The organism is Bradyrhizobium sp. IC3123 (genome assembly GCF_020193625.1).
GTDB lineage: Bacteria > Pseudomonadota > Alphaproteobacteria > Rhizobiales > Xanthobacteraceae > Bradyrhizobium > Bradyrhizobium yuanmingense.
Genome location: NZ_JADYVF010000013.1, coordinates 46,138 through 63,641, shown reverse-complemented (window position 1 = coordinate 63,641; position 17,504 = coordinate 46,138). Strand labels below are relative to the sequence as shown.

Annotated in this window: 16 protein-coding genes; 9 read left to right on the top strand and 7 right to left on the bottom strand. The window is 61.4% G+C overall.

The features are described 5' to 3' along the window. Positions 1–460 precede the first annotated feature (460 nt). On the top strand, positions 461–1,378 hold the full coding sequence (locus I6F20_RS30760; RefSeq protein ID WP_109145710.1) for a PhnA-like protein: 918 nt from the start codon (positions 461–463) through the stop codon (positions 1,376–1,378). Between the two features lie 240 nt (positions 1,379–1,618). Here I6F20_RS30760 and I6F20_RS30755 read toward each other — a convergent pair whose 3' ends face one another. Beyond that, positions 1,619–1,825: a response regulator gene (locus I6F20_RS30755; protein ID WP_225129303.1), complete on the bottom strand. Its 207-nt coding sequence runs from the start codon at positions 1,823–1,825 to the stop codon at positions 1,619–1,621. Between the two features lie 181 nt (positions 1,826–2,006). Between I6F20_RS30755 and I6F20_RS30750 the strand changes: the two genes are divergently transcribed. Beyond that, positions 2,007–2,303 (top strand): low affinity iron permease family protein, encoded by a 297-nt coding sequence (locus I6F20_RS30750; RefSeq protein ID WP_225129301.1) that lies wholly within the window; start codon positions 2,007–2,009, stop codon positions 2,301–2,303. Positions 2,304–3,866: 1,563 nt separating this feature from the next. Here I6F20_RS30750 and I6F20_RS30745 read toward each other — a convergent pair. Together I6F20_RS30745 and I6F20_RS30740 are read right to left on the bottom strand one after the other, a co-directional pair. After that, positions 3,867–4,325, bottom strand: a complete 459-nt coding sequence (locus I6F20_RS30745) for a hypothetical protein (RefSeq protein ID WP_518513081.1) — start codon at positions 4,323–4,325, stop codon at positions 3,867–3,869. A 6-nt stretch (positions 4,326–4,331) separates the two neighbouring features. After that, positions 4,332–4,553 (bottom strand): hypothetical protein, encoded by a 222-nt coding sequence (locus I6F20_RS30740; protein WP_109143095.1) that lies wholly within the window; start codon positions 4,551–4,553, stop codon positions 4,332–4,334. 638 nt (positions 4,554–5,191) lie between these two features. Between I6F20_RS30740 and I6F20_RS30735 the strand changes: the two genes are divergently transcribed. Genes I6F20_RS30735 through ligD form a run of 3 tightly spaced genes read left to right on the top strand, consistent with a single transcriptional unit; the run spans position 5,192 to position 8,394 of the window. Then, entirely contained in the window at positions 5,192–6,871 is a 1,680-nt protein-coding gene (locus tag I6F20_RS30735; RefSeq protein ID WP_109143093.1) for a DNA polymerase/3'-5' exonuclease PolX, read from the top strand. Next, positions 6,871–7,434: an MOSC domain-containing protein gene (locus I6F20_RS30730; RefSeq protein ID WP_225129299.1), complete on the top strand. Its 564-nt coding sequence runs from the start codon at positions 6,871–6,873 to the stop codon at positions 7,432–7,434. The genes I6F20_RS30735 and I6F20_RS30730 overlap by 1 nt, the downstream gene beginning before the upstream one ends. Before the next feature lie 12 nt (positions 7,435–7,446). After that, entirely contained in the window at positions 7,447–8,394 is a 948-nt protein-coding gene (gene ligD, locus I6F20_RS30725; RefSeq protein ID WP_109143091.1) for a non-homologous end-joining DNA ligase, read from the top strand. A gap of 59 nt (positions 8,395–8,453) precedes the next feature. Here the strand turns inward: ligD and rnhB are convergent, their stop codons facing one another. Continuing rightward, complete coding sequence (gene rnhB / locus I6F20_RS30720; protein ID WP_225129298.1) at positions 8,454–9,248, bottom strand: ribonuclease HII; 795 nt, start codon at positions 9,246–9,248, stop codon at positions 8,454–8,456. Between the two features lie 258 nt (positions 9,249–9,506). Between rnhB and I6F20_RS30715 the strand changes: the two genes are divergently transcribed. Next, on the top strand, positions 9,507–10,610 hold the full coding sequence (locus tag I6F20_RS30715) for a DNA topoisomerase IB (RefSeq protein WP_109143089.1): 1,104 nt from the start codon (positions 9,507–9,509) through the stop codon (positions 10,608–10,610). Between the two features lie 59 nt (positions 10,611–10,669). Here I6F20_RS30715 and I6F20_RS30710 read toward each other — a convergent pair whose 3' ends face one another. The 3 genes from I6F20_RS30710 to I6F20_RS30700 all read right to left on the bottom strand — a co-directional run bounded on the left by I6F20_RS30710 (position 10,670) and on the right by I6F20_RS30700 (position 13,840). Next, positions 10,670–11,554 carry an NAD(P)H-hydrate dehydratase gene (locus tag I6F20_RS30710; protein WP_225129296.1) on the bottom strand — a complete coding sequence of 295 codons (885 nt, stop codon included), beginning with the start codon at positions 11,552–11,554 and terminating at the stop codon, positions 10,670–10,672. Then, a complete protein-coding gene (locus tag I6F20_RS30705; protein ID WP_225129294.1) occupies positions 11,551–12,306 on the bottom strand; it encodes a histidine phosphatase family protein in 756 nt (251 codons plus the stop codon). The genes I6F20_RS30710 and I6F20_RS30705 overlap by 4 nt, the downstream gene beginning before the upstream one ends. Before the next feature lie 325 nt (positions 12,307–12,631). Then, positions 12,632–13,840 (bottom strand): GAF domain-containing sensor histidine kinase, encoded by a 1,209-nt coding sequence (locus I6F20_RS30700; protein ID WP_225129292.1) that lies wholly within the window; start codon positions 13,838–13,840, stop codon positions 12,632–12,634. A 550-nt stretch (positions 13,841–14,390) separates the two neighbouring features. On the opposite strand from I6F20_RS30700, the gene I6F20_RS30695 reads away from it, so the two are divergent. The 3 genes from I6F20_RS30695 to I6F20_RS30685 all read left to right on the top strand — a co-directional run bounded on the left by I6F20_RS30695 (position 14,391) and on the right by I6F20_RS30685 (position 17,382). Then, positions 14,391–14,684 carry a hypothetical protein gene (locus I6F20_RS30695; protein ID WP_146207705.1) on the top strand — a complete coding sequence of 98 codons (294 nt, stop codon included), beginning with the start codon at positions 14,391–14,393 and terminating at the stop codon, positions 14,682–14,684. 699 nt (positions 14,685–15,383) lie between these two features. After that, the gene (locus I6F20_RS30690) at positions 15,384–16,244 is read left to right on the top strand and encodes a YqaJ viral recombinase family protein (RefSeq protein ID WP_109145707.1); all 861 of its coding nucleotides are present in this window, start codon (positions 15,384–15,386) and stop codon (positions 16,242–16,244) included. Beyond that, positions 16,228–17,382, top strand: coding sequence for an ERF family protein (locus I6F20_RS30685; protein ID WP_225129290.1), 1,155 nt, complete (start codon positions 16,228–16,230; stop codon positions 17,380–17,382). The genes I6F20_RS30690 and I6F20_RS30685 overlap by 17 nt, the downstream gene beginning before the upstream one ends. The last annotated feature ends 122 nt before the right edge of the window (positions 17,383–17,504 follow it).

Here is a 17,504-nt window from a genome sequence, read left to right as displayed (position 1 = left end):
GAGACATTGTGCTAATCCTTCAGTCCACACGCGCTCCGCTGGCGTTATCGGAGAAGCCCGCATCATTCGATAGGGTTCAGATCGCGTTGTGGCCCATAGCCGATCTTCCGCGATGTCCGTCGATTTGTCCGGTTGTGGCTCGTGGCTGGACCTGCCGCGACGTCCGCCAATCGTCAGCTTTTGACCCACAGCGGACATTTGCGCCCGCGTGCTACGGTCGGCTTCGCTCATCGGGAGGTGAATGAACGGGGCGGTCTTGTGCCTTCACTTCACCCGCCGCGGAAGCCGCCGCTCTGCTCGAACTCGGCGGAGGCGGGAAGTGCACGCTAGAGGGCATTTGAGTGGCCGGGCTCCAACGGGCTTGCAGTTGATGTCCACGATTTTAGGAACGTCGGACGCAAAAGCAGGTTGCGGCATCAAACCCCCTTCAAGGATCAACGTCATGGCCAACTCTCCCGAAATGGTTCGTTCAAGCCACCGCACGCCCCCTCAGACGAGCGAGGTCGTTCCCGCTGACGAAATTCGCACAATCATGTTGAACCAGGTGGCGTGGGGCGCCGTTTTCGCGGGTGCAGCCATCGCGCTTGTCATGCAGATGATCCTAAACATGATCGGTCTGGGCGTGGGCTTATCGACGGTCGACGTTGGGGAGGGTAATACGCCGAGCGCGACCTCGATGTCGGTTGGTGCTGGTATCTGGTTCGTACTTTCCGGAATTGTGGCTGCAGCGCTCGGAGGCTACATAGCCGGTCGGCTTTCTGGCAAGGCATCGGCTTCAACGACGGCTTATCATGGATTGATGTCATGGGCCGTCTCGACGCTGGCAGTAATATATCTACTTTCTTCCGCCGCTTCCGGCTTGGCTGGCGGTGCTCTCAGCACAGCATCCTCCGCTTTGGGCGGAGCGGGTAAAGCGCTCGGAGGGTCGATCCAAACGGCGGTTCAAACGGCAGCGCCCACGCTGAACAATGTTAGCGACCCGATGGCTGCCATCGAAAGCAAAGTTAGAGGTGCCTCTGGGCAAGATCCCGCCGCGCTTCGTGATGCCGCGGCCACAGCCGTCCGCGCGGCGCTAACGGGTGACGCTTCTCAGCAGGCAGCGGCTAACGACAAGGCCGCCGAGGCTCTAGCCAAGGCTCAGAATATATCACAAGACGAAGCGAAGGCGCAGATCAGTCAGTACCAACAGCAATATAAGGATGCGGTAGCCAAGACGAAGGAGCAGGCAAAGCAGGCGGCGGATACAGCTGCTAAGCGCGTCTCACAAGGTGCATTGTTCGCGGCAGTGGCATTGTTACTGGGCGCTTTGGCGGCGTTCTTTGCAGGCCAAGCCGGTGCGGTGAATCCAACAGTGTCGGCGCAAATCTCCCGTCGTTGACAACAGCAACCCGAGAAATTGACTTCTCTTGAACAACCAAGTTCGTCAGGTCACCGAAAGTCGTCGCTTCGGGACAAGGTCCCTACTTTCGCTCCAAGGCGCTCCGCAGGGCGTGGAGGAGATAATCGGACCTCCACGATTTTCCGACATTGACGGCGTCGCGCAATACTGGAGCGCCTTGGAGGTCGGCGGCAACGTAGCCGCTGGCGAGAATGAACGGTACGGACATCGCCTGGAGCGCTAGCGCGACGGGGTGACCCATTCTCCAGCGAGGTTGACGTCGAGAATGGCGGCGTCGGGCCGGTCAGCCTTCAACAGCTTCAAAGCGCCATCAATGTCTGGGACGGGGCCGATCACGCGGTATCCGGCAGCCCTCAAGTGGCCGTCGAGCTCCAATGCGATGAGGTACTCATCTTCGACAACCAGGATTCGAGGAGCGTCGTGCACAATGTGTCCCCGGGGGTTCAAGACTCCACAGGCGCGGTGATGTGAACCCTTAAACCGGTTGGCTCTCGAGCTTAAGAACCGAAGCCATCCAGCGATGGATCGCGAGCTGTAGAAGTTCGCGGAACAAACAAAAGCGGCGCCACATTGACTGCCAATGGTCGTTAAGGAAATCCGGAGCTGGTTGACCAATATCGGCGTGCTGACCGCGCGGCCAGCCGCGTTCGTCGTGTTTCTTGCCTATGCCGCGCTTTGGATCGTCCTCGGCAATGGCCTGGAGTGGCATTCGCTTGCCACTCTCGCGACCTGGGGAATGACCCTCGTGATCCAGCGCGCTGAACACCGCGACACTCAAGCCATCCATGCCAAGCTCGACGAACTGCTGAAAGTTCATGGCGATGCGAAGAACTCGCTAATGACCATCGACGACAAGGACGCCGAGGAAGTCGAGCGGGAGCGAGACCGGGTCCGGAGGTCGTGAACTAGTGAGCCACTGGATTACGTCGAAAAGGCCCTCCGGGAAATACGCACGCCGAAGCAGTGACCGCAGAAAAGGTTCAGCCGGCATTATATCATGTGATGCACTGTGCTCCAGGCTACTTTGATGCTGGTTGCTGAACATAGGGGGGCATGGATCGGCAAAACAAGGCGCTGGGACACCTCGAAGCTCCCGGACTTTAGGATGAACCGCTCAGAGCTGCTGCGAGACTACAAGGATACCTCGCTTACCTTTTCGTCTGCCACAACTGCAAGCGCGCCCAGCGGAGTGACACAAAGTTCACGCCCATTCGCGTTCCACCCGACAAGCTGACGGCTCCTCGCTTCCGTGTCATACGAGGCGGACGAACGAGCCACTTTTGATATATTGATGGTTGGCCCCTCAGGGATGCGGCGGTTGCGAAGGCTGGCTAGGTGCGGGTAGACCCATGCCTTCCGCTTGTATAGCAGCAAGCCTGCGGTAAGCTCTTGCCTGGCGTTCAAGATCGGCTTTCAAGCCCGGGTCGATCTCATCGGCCGCGAGCCGCTCGAACGCAATTGCTCTTTCAAGGTAGTGCATTAAAGCGTCTATCATCTGCCTGTCTCCCGGCAGCATAGGATCATTTGTTGACCACTTGAGACGTTCTTTGCTCAACGGTGGCCAGCAGATCGTTTGCTCAACGTCCTAAGTCGTCACGTTCAGCCAATTGGCGGTGTTCTCCGGGCGCCTTCCTAGAACCAAGCCGCTGGCGTAGTGGCCGTTCCTCGCCCTCTGCGAGTTTAACCTGCATCAGAAAGGCCTAAAGAACGGATGGAAAGGATCGATTCCGCAGGAACGGTTCAGAGTGCGCCTCGTTGCCGGACATCGATGACACATTGTCCCTCCTTGACTAACCCGGCCAGCACTCCTGACCGGGTTTTTCCTGCGTGGAGGGGGCACCGATTATTGCGGCGCTGACCGAAAGCGCAAGCTGACTCCGCGTTCCGGCAAGGGAAAAAGAAGCAACGACCATACGAGCTTGAACTTATCTAGCGGCGCTTCGCCCTTGGGCCGCAGATCTCGTCCAAGTCCTGCCACCGCGAACGCGATAGCGCGCGCCGAAATGCCCGCGGACACGGTCGCTTTTAAGCCTTGCCGGAATAGCCGCTCCTTCCCGCTCTACTTGTCAGCTGCAATCGCCCGTTACCTGTGACGAATGCAGGTGCCACGCCGCTGGGAGGTAAATTTTTTAGCTGGGAAAACTTGGCAGAGACACGAGCGTTGTAAAGCAGCGGGAAACGCACGCCCCGCCATTGAGGAGGTGAGGAGATGGGCAATTTCCCAATGTTTGGTGCCGGTCTTTTCGTGCTTCTAGTCCTCGGCTATATCACATCCGGCGTATGGAAGACCGGAAATTCGGATGCAGTCACGCTTCGCAGGATCTGCGAGGCTGAAAACGTGGCCGATGTCCAAATTCGCGAATGCACGATCAGGCAAACAATACAGAGTGCGGTTGAAGCACGAATAGCCCAAAGGTGAGCTTCGCCAGCGTGCTACAGGCTGTCGCCGTGCCGCTCGCCGCCGGGTCTAGCTGAGTTGACCGGGCACCTGCGCAGTTCTCCCCTCTGACGGACGGCTACCGAGTCGACGCCACCGGATCGGGCCGGGGAAGCTGTTGGCGATGCTCAAGGCGCATTCCTCCTCGGTCTCAAGAGCTATTTTTTGAGCTAGCATGACATCGCCCTCGACCAAGCCACCCACCGGGACGAAGCACCACCCGGTGCTGAGCCGGCCGTATTCGTCGATCTCGTTGACGTTGCCCGACGTTCCCCGCCGGATGCGGTACCGCTTTCCGGTATCGCATCCCACGACGTCGAAGTACCCTTTTCTCGTGAACTCGACCCTTTGCTGGGGCGAAAGCCAAGAACACAACAGTCGCAGCGCCCGAGCCTGAACCGTTTTCTCCTCCTTTGCTGCTCGATAAAGCGTACCGATAGCCAGGCTCCGAGGCGTCCAAGGGCCGATGCGACCGAACCTTCTCCTCACTGGTGCTCACCCGCCCACAAGCCGCGGGAAGAACAATGTCTCCTCGGCGGTAGGATCGAACGCAGTGATCCTGGTTACCTCACCGGGCTCCTTCCGAACGGCCGCGGTGTATCCTTTGCTCGTAAACTGCAGAAAAAGCCGCTCCGCCTCTACCAATGCTTCTGCATTGGAGTTGTCGAAGAAGTGCCGGCTGTCGCCGCTGTGATCCATAACGATTTGCACTGCCATGCCTCAAACTCCCGATTACATCTCACAAGCAATGTGGAATGCGAGCGCTCGTTCCTAACTCACCTAATCGCCACTGAAATCCTTCTACCGCTCTGCATCATGAGCACAAGACGATGCAGTGGCTCTGTCCGACGCCCTTCGGCCCGCCGACGTAAGCAACCGAGCAAGCCTTCACTTTAATGCGACGCCAATGGAGCCGCATGAGCAGAACAACGAAGCTGCTCGCCGAGTTCGAGTCGATGGCAAGCCGGCCGAGGGAGGTGCGGTACCCGCTTTTCGAGGGAACACGGGGGGACCTTGAACGGCACTAGGACGTCGTTTGCCGCCGAACGATCGGCGAGAACAGGCGTTTACCGACCATGTCAGACGCGTTCGACTATTTCCGTGCTTACGCAGTCCGAGCTCTCTGCAAAGCGAGATCCATGCCGAGGGGCAGGATGAAGCATCTGCAGCTGGCGGCGGGCCGGATCTACAATCTCCTCAAGAAGGAGGCCGCCTACGGCCCCAACATCCAGCACCTTGAGGACTTTCGCGCAGCTCAGAAGCTGGAGGCCTCTCTCGATCGCCGGCCAAGTGACCGATCCGATGGTCGCCCTGCTCCGGCGGCGCCGCAAAGCTCGCATAGGGAGGCTGGCTGAATGCCTTCGCTCGACGCGCGCGGTGTGGCAAGCCTTCTGCGAGAGTATGCCCAGCGCACCGCCTTGCGAGGCGGCAATCCTTACCGAGCGAAGGCCTACTCTCGGGCCGCCGACAGCCTGGCGGCCCTAGCCGTTCCTCTGGACGTGCTCGTCGCCGAAGATCGACTTACTGAGATCCCGGGCGTCGGCGATGCGATCGCCGACATCGTCACCAAGCTCCACAAGACGGGCAGTCATCCCAGCCTCGAAAAGCTGCGGAAAGAAATTCCCGCGGGGGTGCTCGAGATGCTCGCTGTACCTGGCCTTCGTCCGGAGAAGGTGCTGCGCCTGTACAAGAACCTAGGCATAGGCTCGCTCTCGGAGTTGGAGGCCGCCGCCCAGGACGACCGCATCAAGAAGGCGAAAGGACTGGGCGCCGCGCTGCAGACCAAGATCCTGCAGAACCTTGCGATCGCCAAAATTGGAGAAGGCCGGCTCCACCTGCACCGCGCCGCCGCGCTGCTCGCGCAGGCGAAGGACTCGATCCGCAAGTCTCGCCCCGAACTGAAGCGTGTGACGATCGCCGGCGATTTTCGCCGCGGCTGCGAACTGGTCGGTGATCTTGCCATCGTTGCGGAGGCTGCCAAGCCGGACAATACATCGACGCCGTCGGCCGACGGGCTGCAAATCCGAGTATCCGACCGCAAGCACTTCGGCGCTGCTCTCCTCTTCGCGACAGGCTCCGCCTCTCATATCGAACAACTCCAGGCTTTGGCGGCGGAGAGGGGGATGCAATTGGAGCCCGACGGCTTGCACAAGGGCCGCACGCTGATCGCCGGCGAGGAGGCCGAGATCTACCGCGCCCTCGGCCTGCCCTTCATCGACCCTGAGCTCCGGGACGGTCGCGGGGAGATCGAGGCGGCTCTAAAAGGCAAGCTCCCGAAGCTTGTCACCGACCAGGACCTGCGCGGCATTCTTCACTGCCACACCGATGCCTCAGACGGCACCGAGACCCTGGAGACGATGGCCAAGGCCACGCGCCAGCGCGGCTTCGAGTATTTCGGGGTTGCCGACCATTCCAAGTCCGCACACTATGCCGGAGGGCTCTCGGATGAGGAGATCGCGCAGCAGCACCTGGAAGCCGACCGGCTGAACAAGCGCTTCGGCAAGGATTTCCGGATCCTCAAGGGCATCGAGTCCGACGTCCTGGCAGACGGATCGCTCGACTATGACGACGATGTTCTGGAGCGCTTCGATTTCGTAGTCGCCAGCATCCACGGCCGCTTCAAGCTGGACCGCAAGGCACAAACGCAGCGCCTGCTTCGGGCCATTTCCGATCCCCACACGACCATTATCGGCCACATGACAGGGCGACAGCTCCAGCGGCGGCCTGGCTACGAAATCGACGTCGAGAAGGTGTTGCGGGCGTGCGCCAAGCACGACGTTGTAGTCGAGATTAACGCCCACCCATGGCGACTCGACCTGGACTGGCGCTGGCACCAGGCGGCGCTCGAGTTCGGATGCATGATGAGCATCAATCCGGACGCGCACTCGATCCCCGAGCTCGACCACATGCACTGGGGCGTTTTGATGGCCCGCAAGGGCGGTGTCCCTGCCGACCGGGTTTTGAACGCGATGACGCTTGCGGAGATCACGCGCTACTTCCGCCAGAAGCGGCGCTCGATCGCCCGCGCCGCCTAATGCCGCAGAAGCAGGATTTCTCGCTGCAGGGAAGGGTGGTGGCGGTCGCGGCCGATCGAGGGCATCACTTCAGCAAACCAACTCGGGACAGCATAATCCTGGTGGAAGGCCACGGCGTCGAAGGCGACGCCCACGCCGGTCCGTTCGTCCGGCACCGGTATTTGGCACGCCGCCGGCCCCTTCTGCCCAATCTTCGGCAGGTCCACCTGATCCCATCCGAACTCTTCCCGTCTCTCCTCGAAGTTGGCTTCGAAGTTGGCGCTGGCGACCTCGGCGAGAACGTCACCACCGCCGGATTGAATCTCGAACGGATGCCGCTCGGGACCTTGATCGAGCTCGGGCCGTCCGCGGTCGTCGAGCTGACGGGCCTCCGGACGCCCTGCGTCCTGATCGACCGCTTCCGAGCCGGTCTCAAGCGGCAGGTGCTCTCGTCGGCGGAAACGGGCCCTGCGTTCAAATCCGGGGTGCTCGGCGTGGTCCGAGCCGGGGGACCGGTCGTGGCTGGCGATAGTGCGCGGGTTCACCTTCCATCCTCCTCGTATCGGCCTCTGCCGGCGCTATAGGGAGCCCCTGCCATGGCCCGAAAATCGACCCTGCCTCATCGCCTGCAGCCCATGCTGGCCACACTGACGGATGCGCCCTTCGACGATCCCGATTGGGTCTTCGAGGACAAGTTCGATGGTTTCCGCATGGTCGCGGAAATCCGGCGCGGTCGGGTCGCGCTCTACAGTCGTAATGGGAAGATCATCAGCCACTCCTATGTCGAGGTGGCGAAAGCACTTGAAGGCGTGAAGGCGGATGCTGTGCTCGATGGCGAGCTCGTCGCGATCGGCAGGGATGGCGCATCCCATTTCCAATTGCTCCAGAATGCCTTGCGCCATGAGGCCAAGCTCTTGTACTGCGCGTTCGACCTCATGTTCGCGGAAGGCGAGGATCTGCGCGCGCTGCCTCTCCTCGAGCGCAAGAAGCGGCTGAAGGCCATCCTGCCGCGCCACAACCTGATCGCGTTCAGCAAGCATCGCAAAGGCAAGGGGACGAAGTTCTTCGCAGAAGCCGAGCGAAGGCATCTCGAAGGCATCATGGCCAAGCGCGCCGACAGCCCGTATGCGTCCGGACGCCGGACAGCCGATTGGCTGAAGGTGAAGACCGCGCAGCGGCAGGAGGTCGTCATCGCCGGGTTCACGGCACCGAGGCGGACCCGGCCCTTCTTCGGCGCCCTGGTGCTGGCGGTACGCGAAGGCGAAGCCTGGAGGTACATCGGCCACGTCGGCACCGGCTTCAGCCACCAGGTTCTGGGAGAGCTTCACGGCAAGCTCCTGAAGCTTAAGACGGCCAAGTCGCCCTTTCCCGCCAAGGTTAAGGATGAGCAGGTCACGACCTGGGTGCGTCCTACGTTGGTCGCAGAAGTGAAGTTCGCGGAGTGGACCAGCAAGGGAGAGCTGCGCCAGCCGGTCTATCTCGGCCTGCGGTCCGACAAAAAGGCCAAGGACGTCGTTCGCGAAAAGAGTTGGTCGCGAAAATAGGCGCAGCCAAGAAGAGACGTCCGGCCTGTTCAGCCGGCGGCTCGCTCGGATGCAGAAAGTCACGGCTGCAGGGGCGGCAACCCGAGAGCCTTGCGCACAGGTCCGAATGACCTGCGGTGAGCTGCGCATGCACCAAGCCTGGCAAGAGCTTCGTAGTGAGCCGGCACCGGGTAGCCCTTGTGATCCGCGAAGCCGTAGCCGGGGTAGCGGACGTCGAGCGTCCGCATGACCGTGTCGCGCTCGACCTTCGCCAGGATCGACGCAGCAGCGATGCTGGCGGACTTGGCGTCCCCCTTGATGATGGCCTGCTGAGGGAGGTCGATTTCCTTCAACCGCTTCGCGTCGATCAGCAGATGCTGCGGCGTCGATCCCAGCCCCCGGACCGCACGCTGCATGGCCTGGATACCGGCCCAGTAGATATTGATCGCGTCGATCTCCTCGACCTCTACGAACGCCACGGACCAACTCTCTGCCTTTGCCTTGATCTCCTTCGCGAGTTCTTCGCGAGCCGCGGCGTCGAGTTTCTTCGAGTCGTCGATCCCGACTATCCGCGTGCCAGGTTTCAGGATCACCGCGCCAGCGGACACTGGCCCCGCGAGAGGGCTCATTCCGGCCTCATCCACGCCTGCCACGGCACGCTGGCCGCTGTCCCATAGAGAGGTCTCGAAGCGCAGCATCTTGCGGAGGCGCTGCCCTTCGGATCTGTTTTCGAAACGCCTTTTATCGATCGAGGCCAGGATGGCACGTGCTCCCGCGCGGCCGTCAGCCCGCAAGATCTGCTCGACGCTGGCCTCGAGTGGTCGTTTCTCGACGACATAGCGCTGACGCAACACATCGAGCGAAAACTGGGACATAGCGGCCTTCTGACAGACTAATTGGGGAAGCGTGTCCGTAAACTTTGTGGCGATTGTCTGAAGTTAGGTCTTGCCGCCATCATCAGTCTGCGCAGCGCCCCGTCGAGTGGAACGGCCGGATTTAGCTGGGGCAGGTATTCTGCGCGGCTACTGAACTGCATCTACGAGCCGCCGGTCCCCGAACGGAACCAACCGCTGCCTTCATTCCTTTAGAAGGAGTGGAGCCTCGACCCCAGGGTGCTTCCGAGGGACAGGCCCATGCTCCGAGAGACTCGCAACGAAGACCAAATCCTGGACCGCACCGTCGAGGTCGCAGCAACCATTGCGGAAGAAGGCCTTCGCTATGTCAGCGACTCCGCGCCCGGTTACACCCGCAAGCGGACGGGGACTACCTTCAGCTACTACGACAAGGACGGCAAGCGCATCACCGACGCCGCCGTTATCCGACGCATCAAGTCCATCGGTATCCCGCCGGCCTATGAATCCGTCTGGATCTGCCCCTCGGCGAACGGCCACATCCAGGCGACCGGGCTCGATGCGCGGGGCCGCAAGCAGTATCGCTACCACGCGAAATGGCGCGAGCTGCGCGACCAGAACAAGTACGAACACATCGTCCAGTTCGCAGCCGCGCTGCCCGCGCTGCGCGACCGTGTCGCGGCCGACATGAAGCTGGAAGGGCTACCTCGGGAGAAGGTTCTGGCCACGATCGTCAGCCTTCTGGAGAAGACTTTGATCCGGGTCGGCAACGCCGAGTATGCCGAGACAAACAAATCATACGGGCTTACCACGATGCGACGAAAGCACGTTGCGGTGGGCCGCGGCGTCCTTCGGTTCGACTTCACGGGCAAGTCGGGCAAACAGTGGAAACTTCGCGTCGAGGACAAGCGGATTGCCGCCATCGTGAAGCGCTGCGCGGAGATCCCAGGACATGAGCTCTTCAAGTACCTCGACGACGACGGGCAGCCGCGTACCGTCGATTCCGGCGACGTCAATGCCTACATCAAAGACATCACTCGCGAGGATTTTAGTGCCAAGGATTTCCGCACTTGGGCGGGAACGGTTTTGGCAGCGTTGGCCTTAGCCGAGTTCAAGAAGTATGACAGCCAGGCCGAGGCGAAGCGCAATGTTGTCGCCGCGATTGAGAACGTATCGAAGCAGCTCGGGAACACGCCGGCCGTCTGCCGGAAGTGTTATGTTCACCCGGAAGTCTTGAACGCCTACATGTCAGGTGATCTCGTGAAGATGATCGAAGCCAAGATCGCGCAGAAGTTCAAGCGCCAGTACGCTAAGCTCACTTCCGACGAGATCATGGTGCTGGCATTTCTGCGCAAGCGTCTCGATTCTCTGAAGGGCCCGGTCTAGGCGCCTCGAAAGCATGCGTTTCCTACACTTCCCTTTGCACCGCTGCTGGGCAGCTTTCTTCAGGTTCGACTCTCCAGGTCCCGCATGATCGGGGGAATTTCCTCCGGCAGTTCGCGTGCGAGCAATCCAATGGCACCAAGACGATCCGCCACCAAACGACCAGCCACGGCATGAAGATAGACGCCCCAAGCCGCCGCTAATAAAGGCGAGGTTCCTCGAGCGGCCAAGCCGGCCACGATGCCGGCCAGAGTATCGCCAGATCCGGACGTGGCTAGGCCTACGGTCCCCTGCTCGTTCAGTAGTGCCTCGTCAGATAAACCGACAACATGGGTGCTGGCCCCCTTTAGGGCGACCACGGCATGGACAGAACGAGCGGCTTCCGTTGCCGATCGCAGGGCCCGGCTCTCGATCTCTTCGCGTTCTCGGCCTAAAAACTTGGCCATTTCTCCGAAATGAGGCGTGCAGACTAGCCTGCCCCGCTGTTCTTGCCGAATATCGAAGTGGCGCAGAGAGGTGAAGGCCGACGCATCGACCACGAAAATAGGCCCGATCGCCTCGTTGAGAAGCAGCGCACATAGTCGTCCGACCGAGCCTTCATCGACCATACCGGATCCTATGAGAACGCTATCCGAACCCTTCGCAAGCTCGACCAAACGTGGGCCATTTCCGATCCCGATCTCTCCGTGCCCATCCTCCGAGCATCTGATTACCATGGCTTCAGGCATAGCCGCCCCGATATGAGGAGCGTTGGTTTGGCAGGCCGCGATGCGAAGCACGCCGGCGCCAGCCCGGAGCGCCCCCAGTCCAGCCAATATAGCCGCGCCCGGTAGCTCGATATTTCCGGCGATGACGAGCACGCGGCCTCTGCTGTGCTTGTCGCCCCCGGAATGCTTCGGCAACGGATGCGACCGCAGATATGCTTCGTCAAGCGGCTTAACGATCATCGGGCTGCTACCTTGGCGTCAGGGGCGGTCGTAACCGGCGCTCCCTCAGCCTCGAGCGGCGCGAGGAAGTTGTATCTCATTAACTTCAGGGTCGCTCCGCACTCATTACGCTGGTCCAGCCGATATTCCGTCACGGAGCAATTGGCGACATCTGCCGCCGCATCGATGTCCAGAATGGCTATCTCATCGAGCTTTTCGATGAGATAGCGAAAGCAGAGAACCACGACCTGATGTCCGACGATCAGCACGCGCTTGTCCGGATAGTGGAGGCTGACACTCTCCAGCACGCTCCGAAGCCGCAAGATAACATCGCACCAGCTCTCGCCTCCGGGAGGCCGAAAGTAAAACTTCCCCATGAGCAGGCGAGATTGCGCGAGTTCGGGATGGCGGCGTTCTATGCCGAGCTTCGTCAGCCGATCCAGTATTCCGAATTCCCTTTCCCGCAGCCTCTCGTCAGCGACGATGTCAATCGACGGAGCGGATGCCGCATGGACCGCGGCAGCGGTACTTCTGGCGCGCAGATACGGAGAACTTAAAATCACTTCCGGCCTTTCTTCGCTCGGGAGAGATGCGAACCAACGCCCGAGCGCTGCGGCCTGTTGCTCGCCCAAGGCGCTGAGCGGAACATCGACGTCACGTGCCTCGATCGCGATGTCCTCACCGCCAAGCGCATGAGCCGTATCGCGTGCCACGTTGCCGGCGCTCTCACCGTGCCGGACGATCCACAACCGAGAAGGCCAGTGCTGCGCCATGGCTATTCCCCAGTTTGGGGCTGTGGATTTCCGGCAATCAGCCGGGCAGCAATCGAGAGACGCTCGCCGCGCTTTGGTGAGCGACGAAAGGAGTCGAGACTTTGCATGAGCAGTTTCCCAAGCGAGACCTTGCTCAAACCGCGGGAGCGGAGGTCGTTCCAACAGTCCTGCGTCAACTCATTTCACCTAGTAGGCTGTCGCCCTACAGCGGCCGTTGCTAACGAGAGCCGCGTTGTGGCATGTCGGTTTTCAGGGAAAATGGGGACGCCGACGCACTTGGAGCCTACGCGGCTTTTGACCCGAAGCGGAAATGTCTGATGAACGCTCACTGTTCTGAAACGAGAACGGCTGGACTTACATCGCTTCTGTCGGCCGGCGCGGCAAAGGCTGCGGTGAAGATCGTGCTGTCTTCGGTCGACGTGGCAAAGATCCGTCCGCCATGCGCCCTTGCAATTTCCTGTGCGATGTAGAGCCCTAGCCCCAGCCCCTTTTGGTTAGGGACAACGTCACCTCGCTGAAACGCGGTGAAAAGATGGGGCAGCGCCTGCGCGGGGATCGGCGGTCCTTTGTTGATCACCTGGATCTCAAACCCCGCGTCGCTGGATCTTGCAACGACTATGATGGGCTCATCCGGCGCGCCATAGGTAATCGCGTTCCCGATCAGATTGGACAACATTTGACCCAATCGGCCCGCGTCGACGTCTATCGTCGCCGGTGCGTCAACATCCGACAGAATGCGGCGCTCGGAGTGAACGCTTTCGAACTCGGATACGATCTGCTTGATGATGGGTTCCAAGTGCTGGCGTCTGGAGCTCAGTTGCATCCCGGCGCCCATGCGGAAGCGGGCGAAATCCATGACATTGTCTATCAAGACCGCCATCCGATTCACGCTGCCCTGCAAGAGAGCAATCCAATTCTTGCCTTCCTGATCGACCTTCTTGTTCAGGAGCCGCAAGCCGCCCTGGATCGAGGCAAGCGGATTTCTGAGATCATGGCCGAGGACGGCGATGAATTGCTCACGAAGCTCCGCGTTCTTCCGTTCCGCGGCAAGCTTGCTCTCGGTCAACTCCACCCGTTCGGCAGCGTCGAGATGAGCCGCGATCAGCTCAGCAAACAGCTTGAACATACCGACGACTTCAGGGGTATTTAGCTTGCGCGGTTTCGGGTCGATCGCGCAGAGCGTCCCGAAGAATGAACCATCGGGAAGAATAATCGGCACCGAGATATAGCTCTGAAAGCCGTACTGGGCCGGAGTGTGGTGATTGCAGTATTCTGCAGCCTCGCTGACATGGTCGATAACCACGGCCTCGCGGCTCTGGCGAATTTCGTGGCAAATCGTGCTCTCGACCTTCAGCTCGTCACCCGGTTTCAGCCCAAAGGCAAGGTCGTCTCGCGATGCACAGGTGATCCATCTGTCCTCGGTGACACGGGCAACCGCGGTGAACCCCATGCCCGTGGTCCGACTTACCACGTCAAGTATGGTCGGTACGGCGGCAATTCCGCTGATTTTGGCGATGTCGCGTGCGAATTCCATTCGACCCCCGCAGCCGGAACTCTCTATCCCGGTCTGAACGGCCCTTTTAGACTAACTGTAATTACCTGTCTCCAGGGTAAGGAAGCCAAGCCATTACGGCTGAACGAGGCTCGGCGCATCATCGAGGAGTATGCCGCCGAGCTGCGGAAGATCATCCAGAAGCTCCGGAGTAAGTTGAACTAAGGCCGCCTCACTTAGCGGCCTCATTCACTTCAGCCGACCTTCACTTCCGCGCCGCCCCTAGCTGCCCTCTCGCGTGACGGCCGCTGCGTCTGCTGTTGAGAGGAGCTGGGCTGCTGGCCTCCACAGCCGCCCGTGGACCCATAGCGGACTTTAGTGTCCATCGAGCTGCCCTGAGGGAGTGGACAGCTACTGGAACCATGATGAAGCCCGCGCATTCTTGCTCGGCATATCGGGCCTTCAGCCGTAAGCGTTGAGATCCTCTTTCGCACCGCCGCTTACTGCGACCGCGAGACTCAAGGTTATTCGGACCATCGGCCGGTCGTCGCGACCTTCTCGCTGCCGTAGGGAAATCAAAGGAAGGGTCGGCATGGCTGCTCATCTTGGAAGAAAAGAGCTTGCATGCAGTCTCGCGACGCCTTGGAAGAACGCCACAAGCCGTCAGAAAAATTGCCAGCAGGCTAAAGCTTCCGCGTCGACCTCTTCATCTTATGAGGTGACTCTGCCGCAATCCAGCGCCGACAGACGCCATCTCAAACGGATACGGTGGGTCGCTCCCGATCCAGCTCTGGCCGGCTGTCGTGACAGAAGCGTGTTGAGCTCAATGTTGTTGCAGTACTTGTTGAACTTGCTCAATTATCGGATCGCGATCACATTTGATTGAGTTTCCCGACCAATGCGTACCATTCAGGTTGATCTTTAAGGCGTTCTGGACCTCCAGCGGCACTCCGGCGCGCAGGTTCGATCTGGATGAACAAAACTCAGCCCCTCCCCCGGACTAACTCCTAGCAGTCAGGATTGAAGCATCAAGAGTTCCAAGCTTGGTGTAGATTTCTGAGCTTACAATGATTGCATCGGACTAGATCTGGCGAATGCCGGGAGGAATTTTGGCTAAGAGATTCGTCGCGAGCCATTCGCACGCACCAAAGGTCGCACTTGGGCTGGGCGACGGCAGCTGCCGCGTCCGTCCCAACTTCACGGCCCAGGCCGAAGCGAACAACCGCACAAGTTGAACTAGCCCTGTCCCGCTTGCCGGCTCGAGGCGGCTTTTCAGCCAAGCGCTTGGGCCCGGTGCTGCTTTTGGCGTTGCTGCGATTGGCTTCGATTCGTCGAACTGACGTCATGTGGGAGCGCGCCGGTTGGGGCGGGTTGCGGCACCCGAAGGCTCGCTCCACCCCCCTGAAAGCTCAAGGCTTTTCGCGCCAACGAACCGCAAAATTGCTGCAGAAAGGACTGGCATTCCCGCGCAAAAGGAGCGTTAATCACCGGACCGGCCTTACGGCCCTTGGCTCCGGTCTTTCCCCTCGCAGCGGCGGGGGTTTTGGCGGTGCGGCGGCAAGCCGCGTCAACCCAGGAGAGACCGGTGACTACGATTGCAACCGACGGCGCCGCGGCGCCCCGCTCCGTCATCAATTTGAACCGCCACGACCGCCGCGCCTTCATTGGCGGCTCGGATGCGCGCATCATCATGGGTGATGACCAGGAGAGTCTCACGCGCCTGTGGCGCGAAAAGCGCGGCGAGATCGCGCCGCCAGATTTGTCCCGCAACCTGGTCGTGCAGCTCGGCGTTGCCACCGAGGCGCTCAACCGCGCCTGGTACCAACACGCCACCGGGCACGCGATCACCGACATCCAGAAGCGGGTGCGGCATTCCGTCCATTCCTGGATGGCGGCCACGCTGGACGGCATCGTCGCCCCAACCGGCGCGGTGTTCGAGGCCAAGTTCATGCTGCCCTGGGGCTTTACCGAAGAGGCCGCAGCGGAGAAGCACATGGCGCAGCTGCAGCACAACATGTGGGTCACCGCATCGCGCAGCGGCGTTCTCTCCATCATCACCGGCGGTGGCAAATGGATCGAAATCACCGTGCATGCCGACCCGCTCTACCAGCACCTGCTGCTGACTGCGGAGAAGAAGTTTTGGCGCTGCGTGCAGAGCGGTGAGCCACCGCTGCTGTTCGGGATCGAGACCCCACGGCCGCGGCTTGCCGCCGTCAAGGTCGTCGACATGACCGCGTCCAATGTCTGGGCCGAATGTGCGGCGATCTATCTGCGCACCCGCGAGGCCCATGCCGAGCACGAGCTGGCCAAGGCCGAGCTCAAAAAGCTGCTGCCGGAGGATGCCAAGGAGGCGTTTGGCCACGGCGTTCGCGCCAAGCGCTCCAAAGCCGGCGCGATCAGCTTTGATCCGGTTGAGATGGAGCCCGTCCATGCACCAGGCCAGTGAGCATATCGGCGCGATCGCGGCGGCGCTGGCCCGCGCGCAAGCCGAACTGACCAACCCAGAGAAGACCCTGACCGCTCAGATCCGCTCGCCGTTCCTGCGCGATGACGACCGCACCTTTCGCTACGCCTCGCTGGCGAGCGGTCTCGACATCGTGCGCAAGACCTTGAGCCAGCAGGAGATCGCCACCATCCAGACCACCCGGGTCGAAGAAACCAGTGGCCACATCCACCTCACCACCCTGCTCGCCCATTCTTCCGGCGAGTGGATCTCCTCGGACTGGCCGGTCTGCGCCGCACGGGACATCGAGGCGCCGCATCGCATGGGTGCGGCGTTGACCTACGCCCGGCGCTACGCCCTGTTCGCGCTGGTCGGAATTGCCGGCGAGGATGATCTCGACGCCCCGGATGCGGCCGCCGGTCCTCCCGCAGCGCCCACCCTCAAGGCCTCGCCCGGCAAGGGCGCGCTCAACCGTGCCCCGGTGCTGCGGCCGGGCGAGTCCGCCGCACTCAGGGAGCAGCTGTTGCGCCAGCTCGAAGCGCTGCCCGCCAGCACCGATCTGCTCGGCTGGGCCATGACGAGCCTCCCGCTCAAGAACAGCTTGCAGGAGCCGGATGCCCGGCGCGTCGAGGCCGCCTATCAGGCCAAGCTTGAGAACGCCGCGCGTCCCGCCGAAAGCCAGACCGACCAACCGGCCGTCCTGGACAGCGCCCCGAGCCCACCAGCGGCGGCTCCTGCGGACGCCGAGGCCGCGCTGCAGCCCGCGCTCGCCGAGGCCGGGCTCGCTCATCCCAAGGAGCCGCCGCGCAAGCGCAGCAAGGCGCACCTGCTGTTTGTCCGGGAGCAACCCTGCCTGGTGTGCCGGCAAACGCCGTGCGATGCCCATCATCTGACGTTCGCCCAGCCGCGGGCGCTCGGGCGCAAGGTCAGCGATGAGTTCACGGTGCCGCTGTGCCGCGCCCATCATGAGGAGCTGCATCGGCACGGCAACGAACGGGCGTGGTGGGCGAACCTGCAGATCGCCCCACTGCCGGTCGCGCAGGAGCTGTGGGCAACGAGCCCGGTGCAGGGTCCGACCGAGACGGCGGGCGGCAGCGCAGCCGTCCTCGCCAGCCTGGGCGCGGAGACCGCATCCCGATGAACGGCCCCTTCCAAACCGCGCCCGAGCTGACCGCCACTGCGCTCCCGGCGGAGTTTGCCGCCTTGGCGCCGCCGCCCCTGCTGCTGCCCGGCGAACAGCTCGACCATTACCATGCGCTGCGA

What these genes read in the sequence shown, in the direction of transcription:
- I6F20_RS30760 (WP_109145710.1), top strand. Translation starts at nt 461, where the DNA reads ATGGTTCGTTCAAGCCACCGCACGCCCCCTCAGACGAGCGAGGTCGTT.
- I6F20_RS30740 (WP_109143095.1), bottom strand. Translation starts at nt 4,553, where the DNA reads ATGGCAGTGCAAATCGTTATGGATCACAGCGGCGACAGCCGGCACTTC.
- I6F20_RS30735 (WP_109143093.1), top strand. Translation starts at nt 5,192, where the DNA reads ATGCCTTCGCTCGACGCGCGCGGTGTGGCAAGCCTTCTGCGAGAGTAT.
- I6F20_RS30730 (WP_225129299.1), top strand. Translation starts at nt 6,871, where the DNA reads ATGCCGCAGAAGCAGGATTTCTCGCTGCAGGGAAGGGTGGTGGCGGTC.
- ligD (WP_109143091.1), top strand. Translation starts at nt 7,447, where the DNA reads ATGGCCCGAAAATCGACCCTGCCTCATCGCCTGCAGCCCATGCTGGCC.
- rnhB (WP_225129298.1), bottom strand. Translation starts at nt 9,248, where the DNA reads ATGTCCCAGTTTTCGCTCGATGTGTTGCGTCAGCGCTATGTCGTCGAG.
- I6F20_RS30715 (WP_109143089.1), top strand. Translation starts at nt 9,507, where the DNA reads ATGCTCCGAGAGACTCGCAACGAAGACCAAATCCTGGACCGCACCGTC.
- I6F20_RS30710 (WP_225129296.1), bottom strand. Translation starts at nt 11,554, where the DNA reads ATGATCGTTAAGCCGCTTGACGAAGCATATCTGCGGTCGCATCCGTTG.
- I6F20_RS30705 (WP_225129294.1), bottom strand. Translation starts at nt 12,306, where the DNA reads ATGGCGCAGCACTGGCCTTCTCGGTTGTGGATCGTCCGGCACGGTGAG.
- I6F20_RS30700 (WP_225129292.1), bottom strand. Translation starts at nt 13,840, where the DNA reads ATGGAATTCGCACGCGACATCGCCAAAATCAGCGGAATTGCCGCCGTA.
- I6F20_RS30695 (WP_146207705.1), top strand. Translation starts at nt 14,391, where the DNA reads ATGGCTGCTCATCTTGGAAGAAAAGAGCTTGCATGCAGTCTCGCGACG.
- I6F20_RS30685 (WP_225129290.1), top strand. Translation starts at nt 16,228, where the DNA reads ATGCACCAGGCCAGTGAGCATATCGGCGCGATCGCGGCGGCGCTGGCC.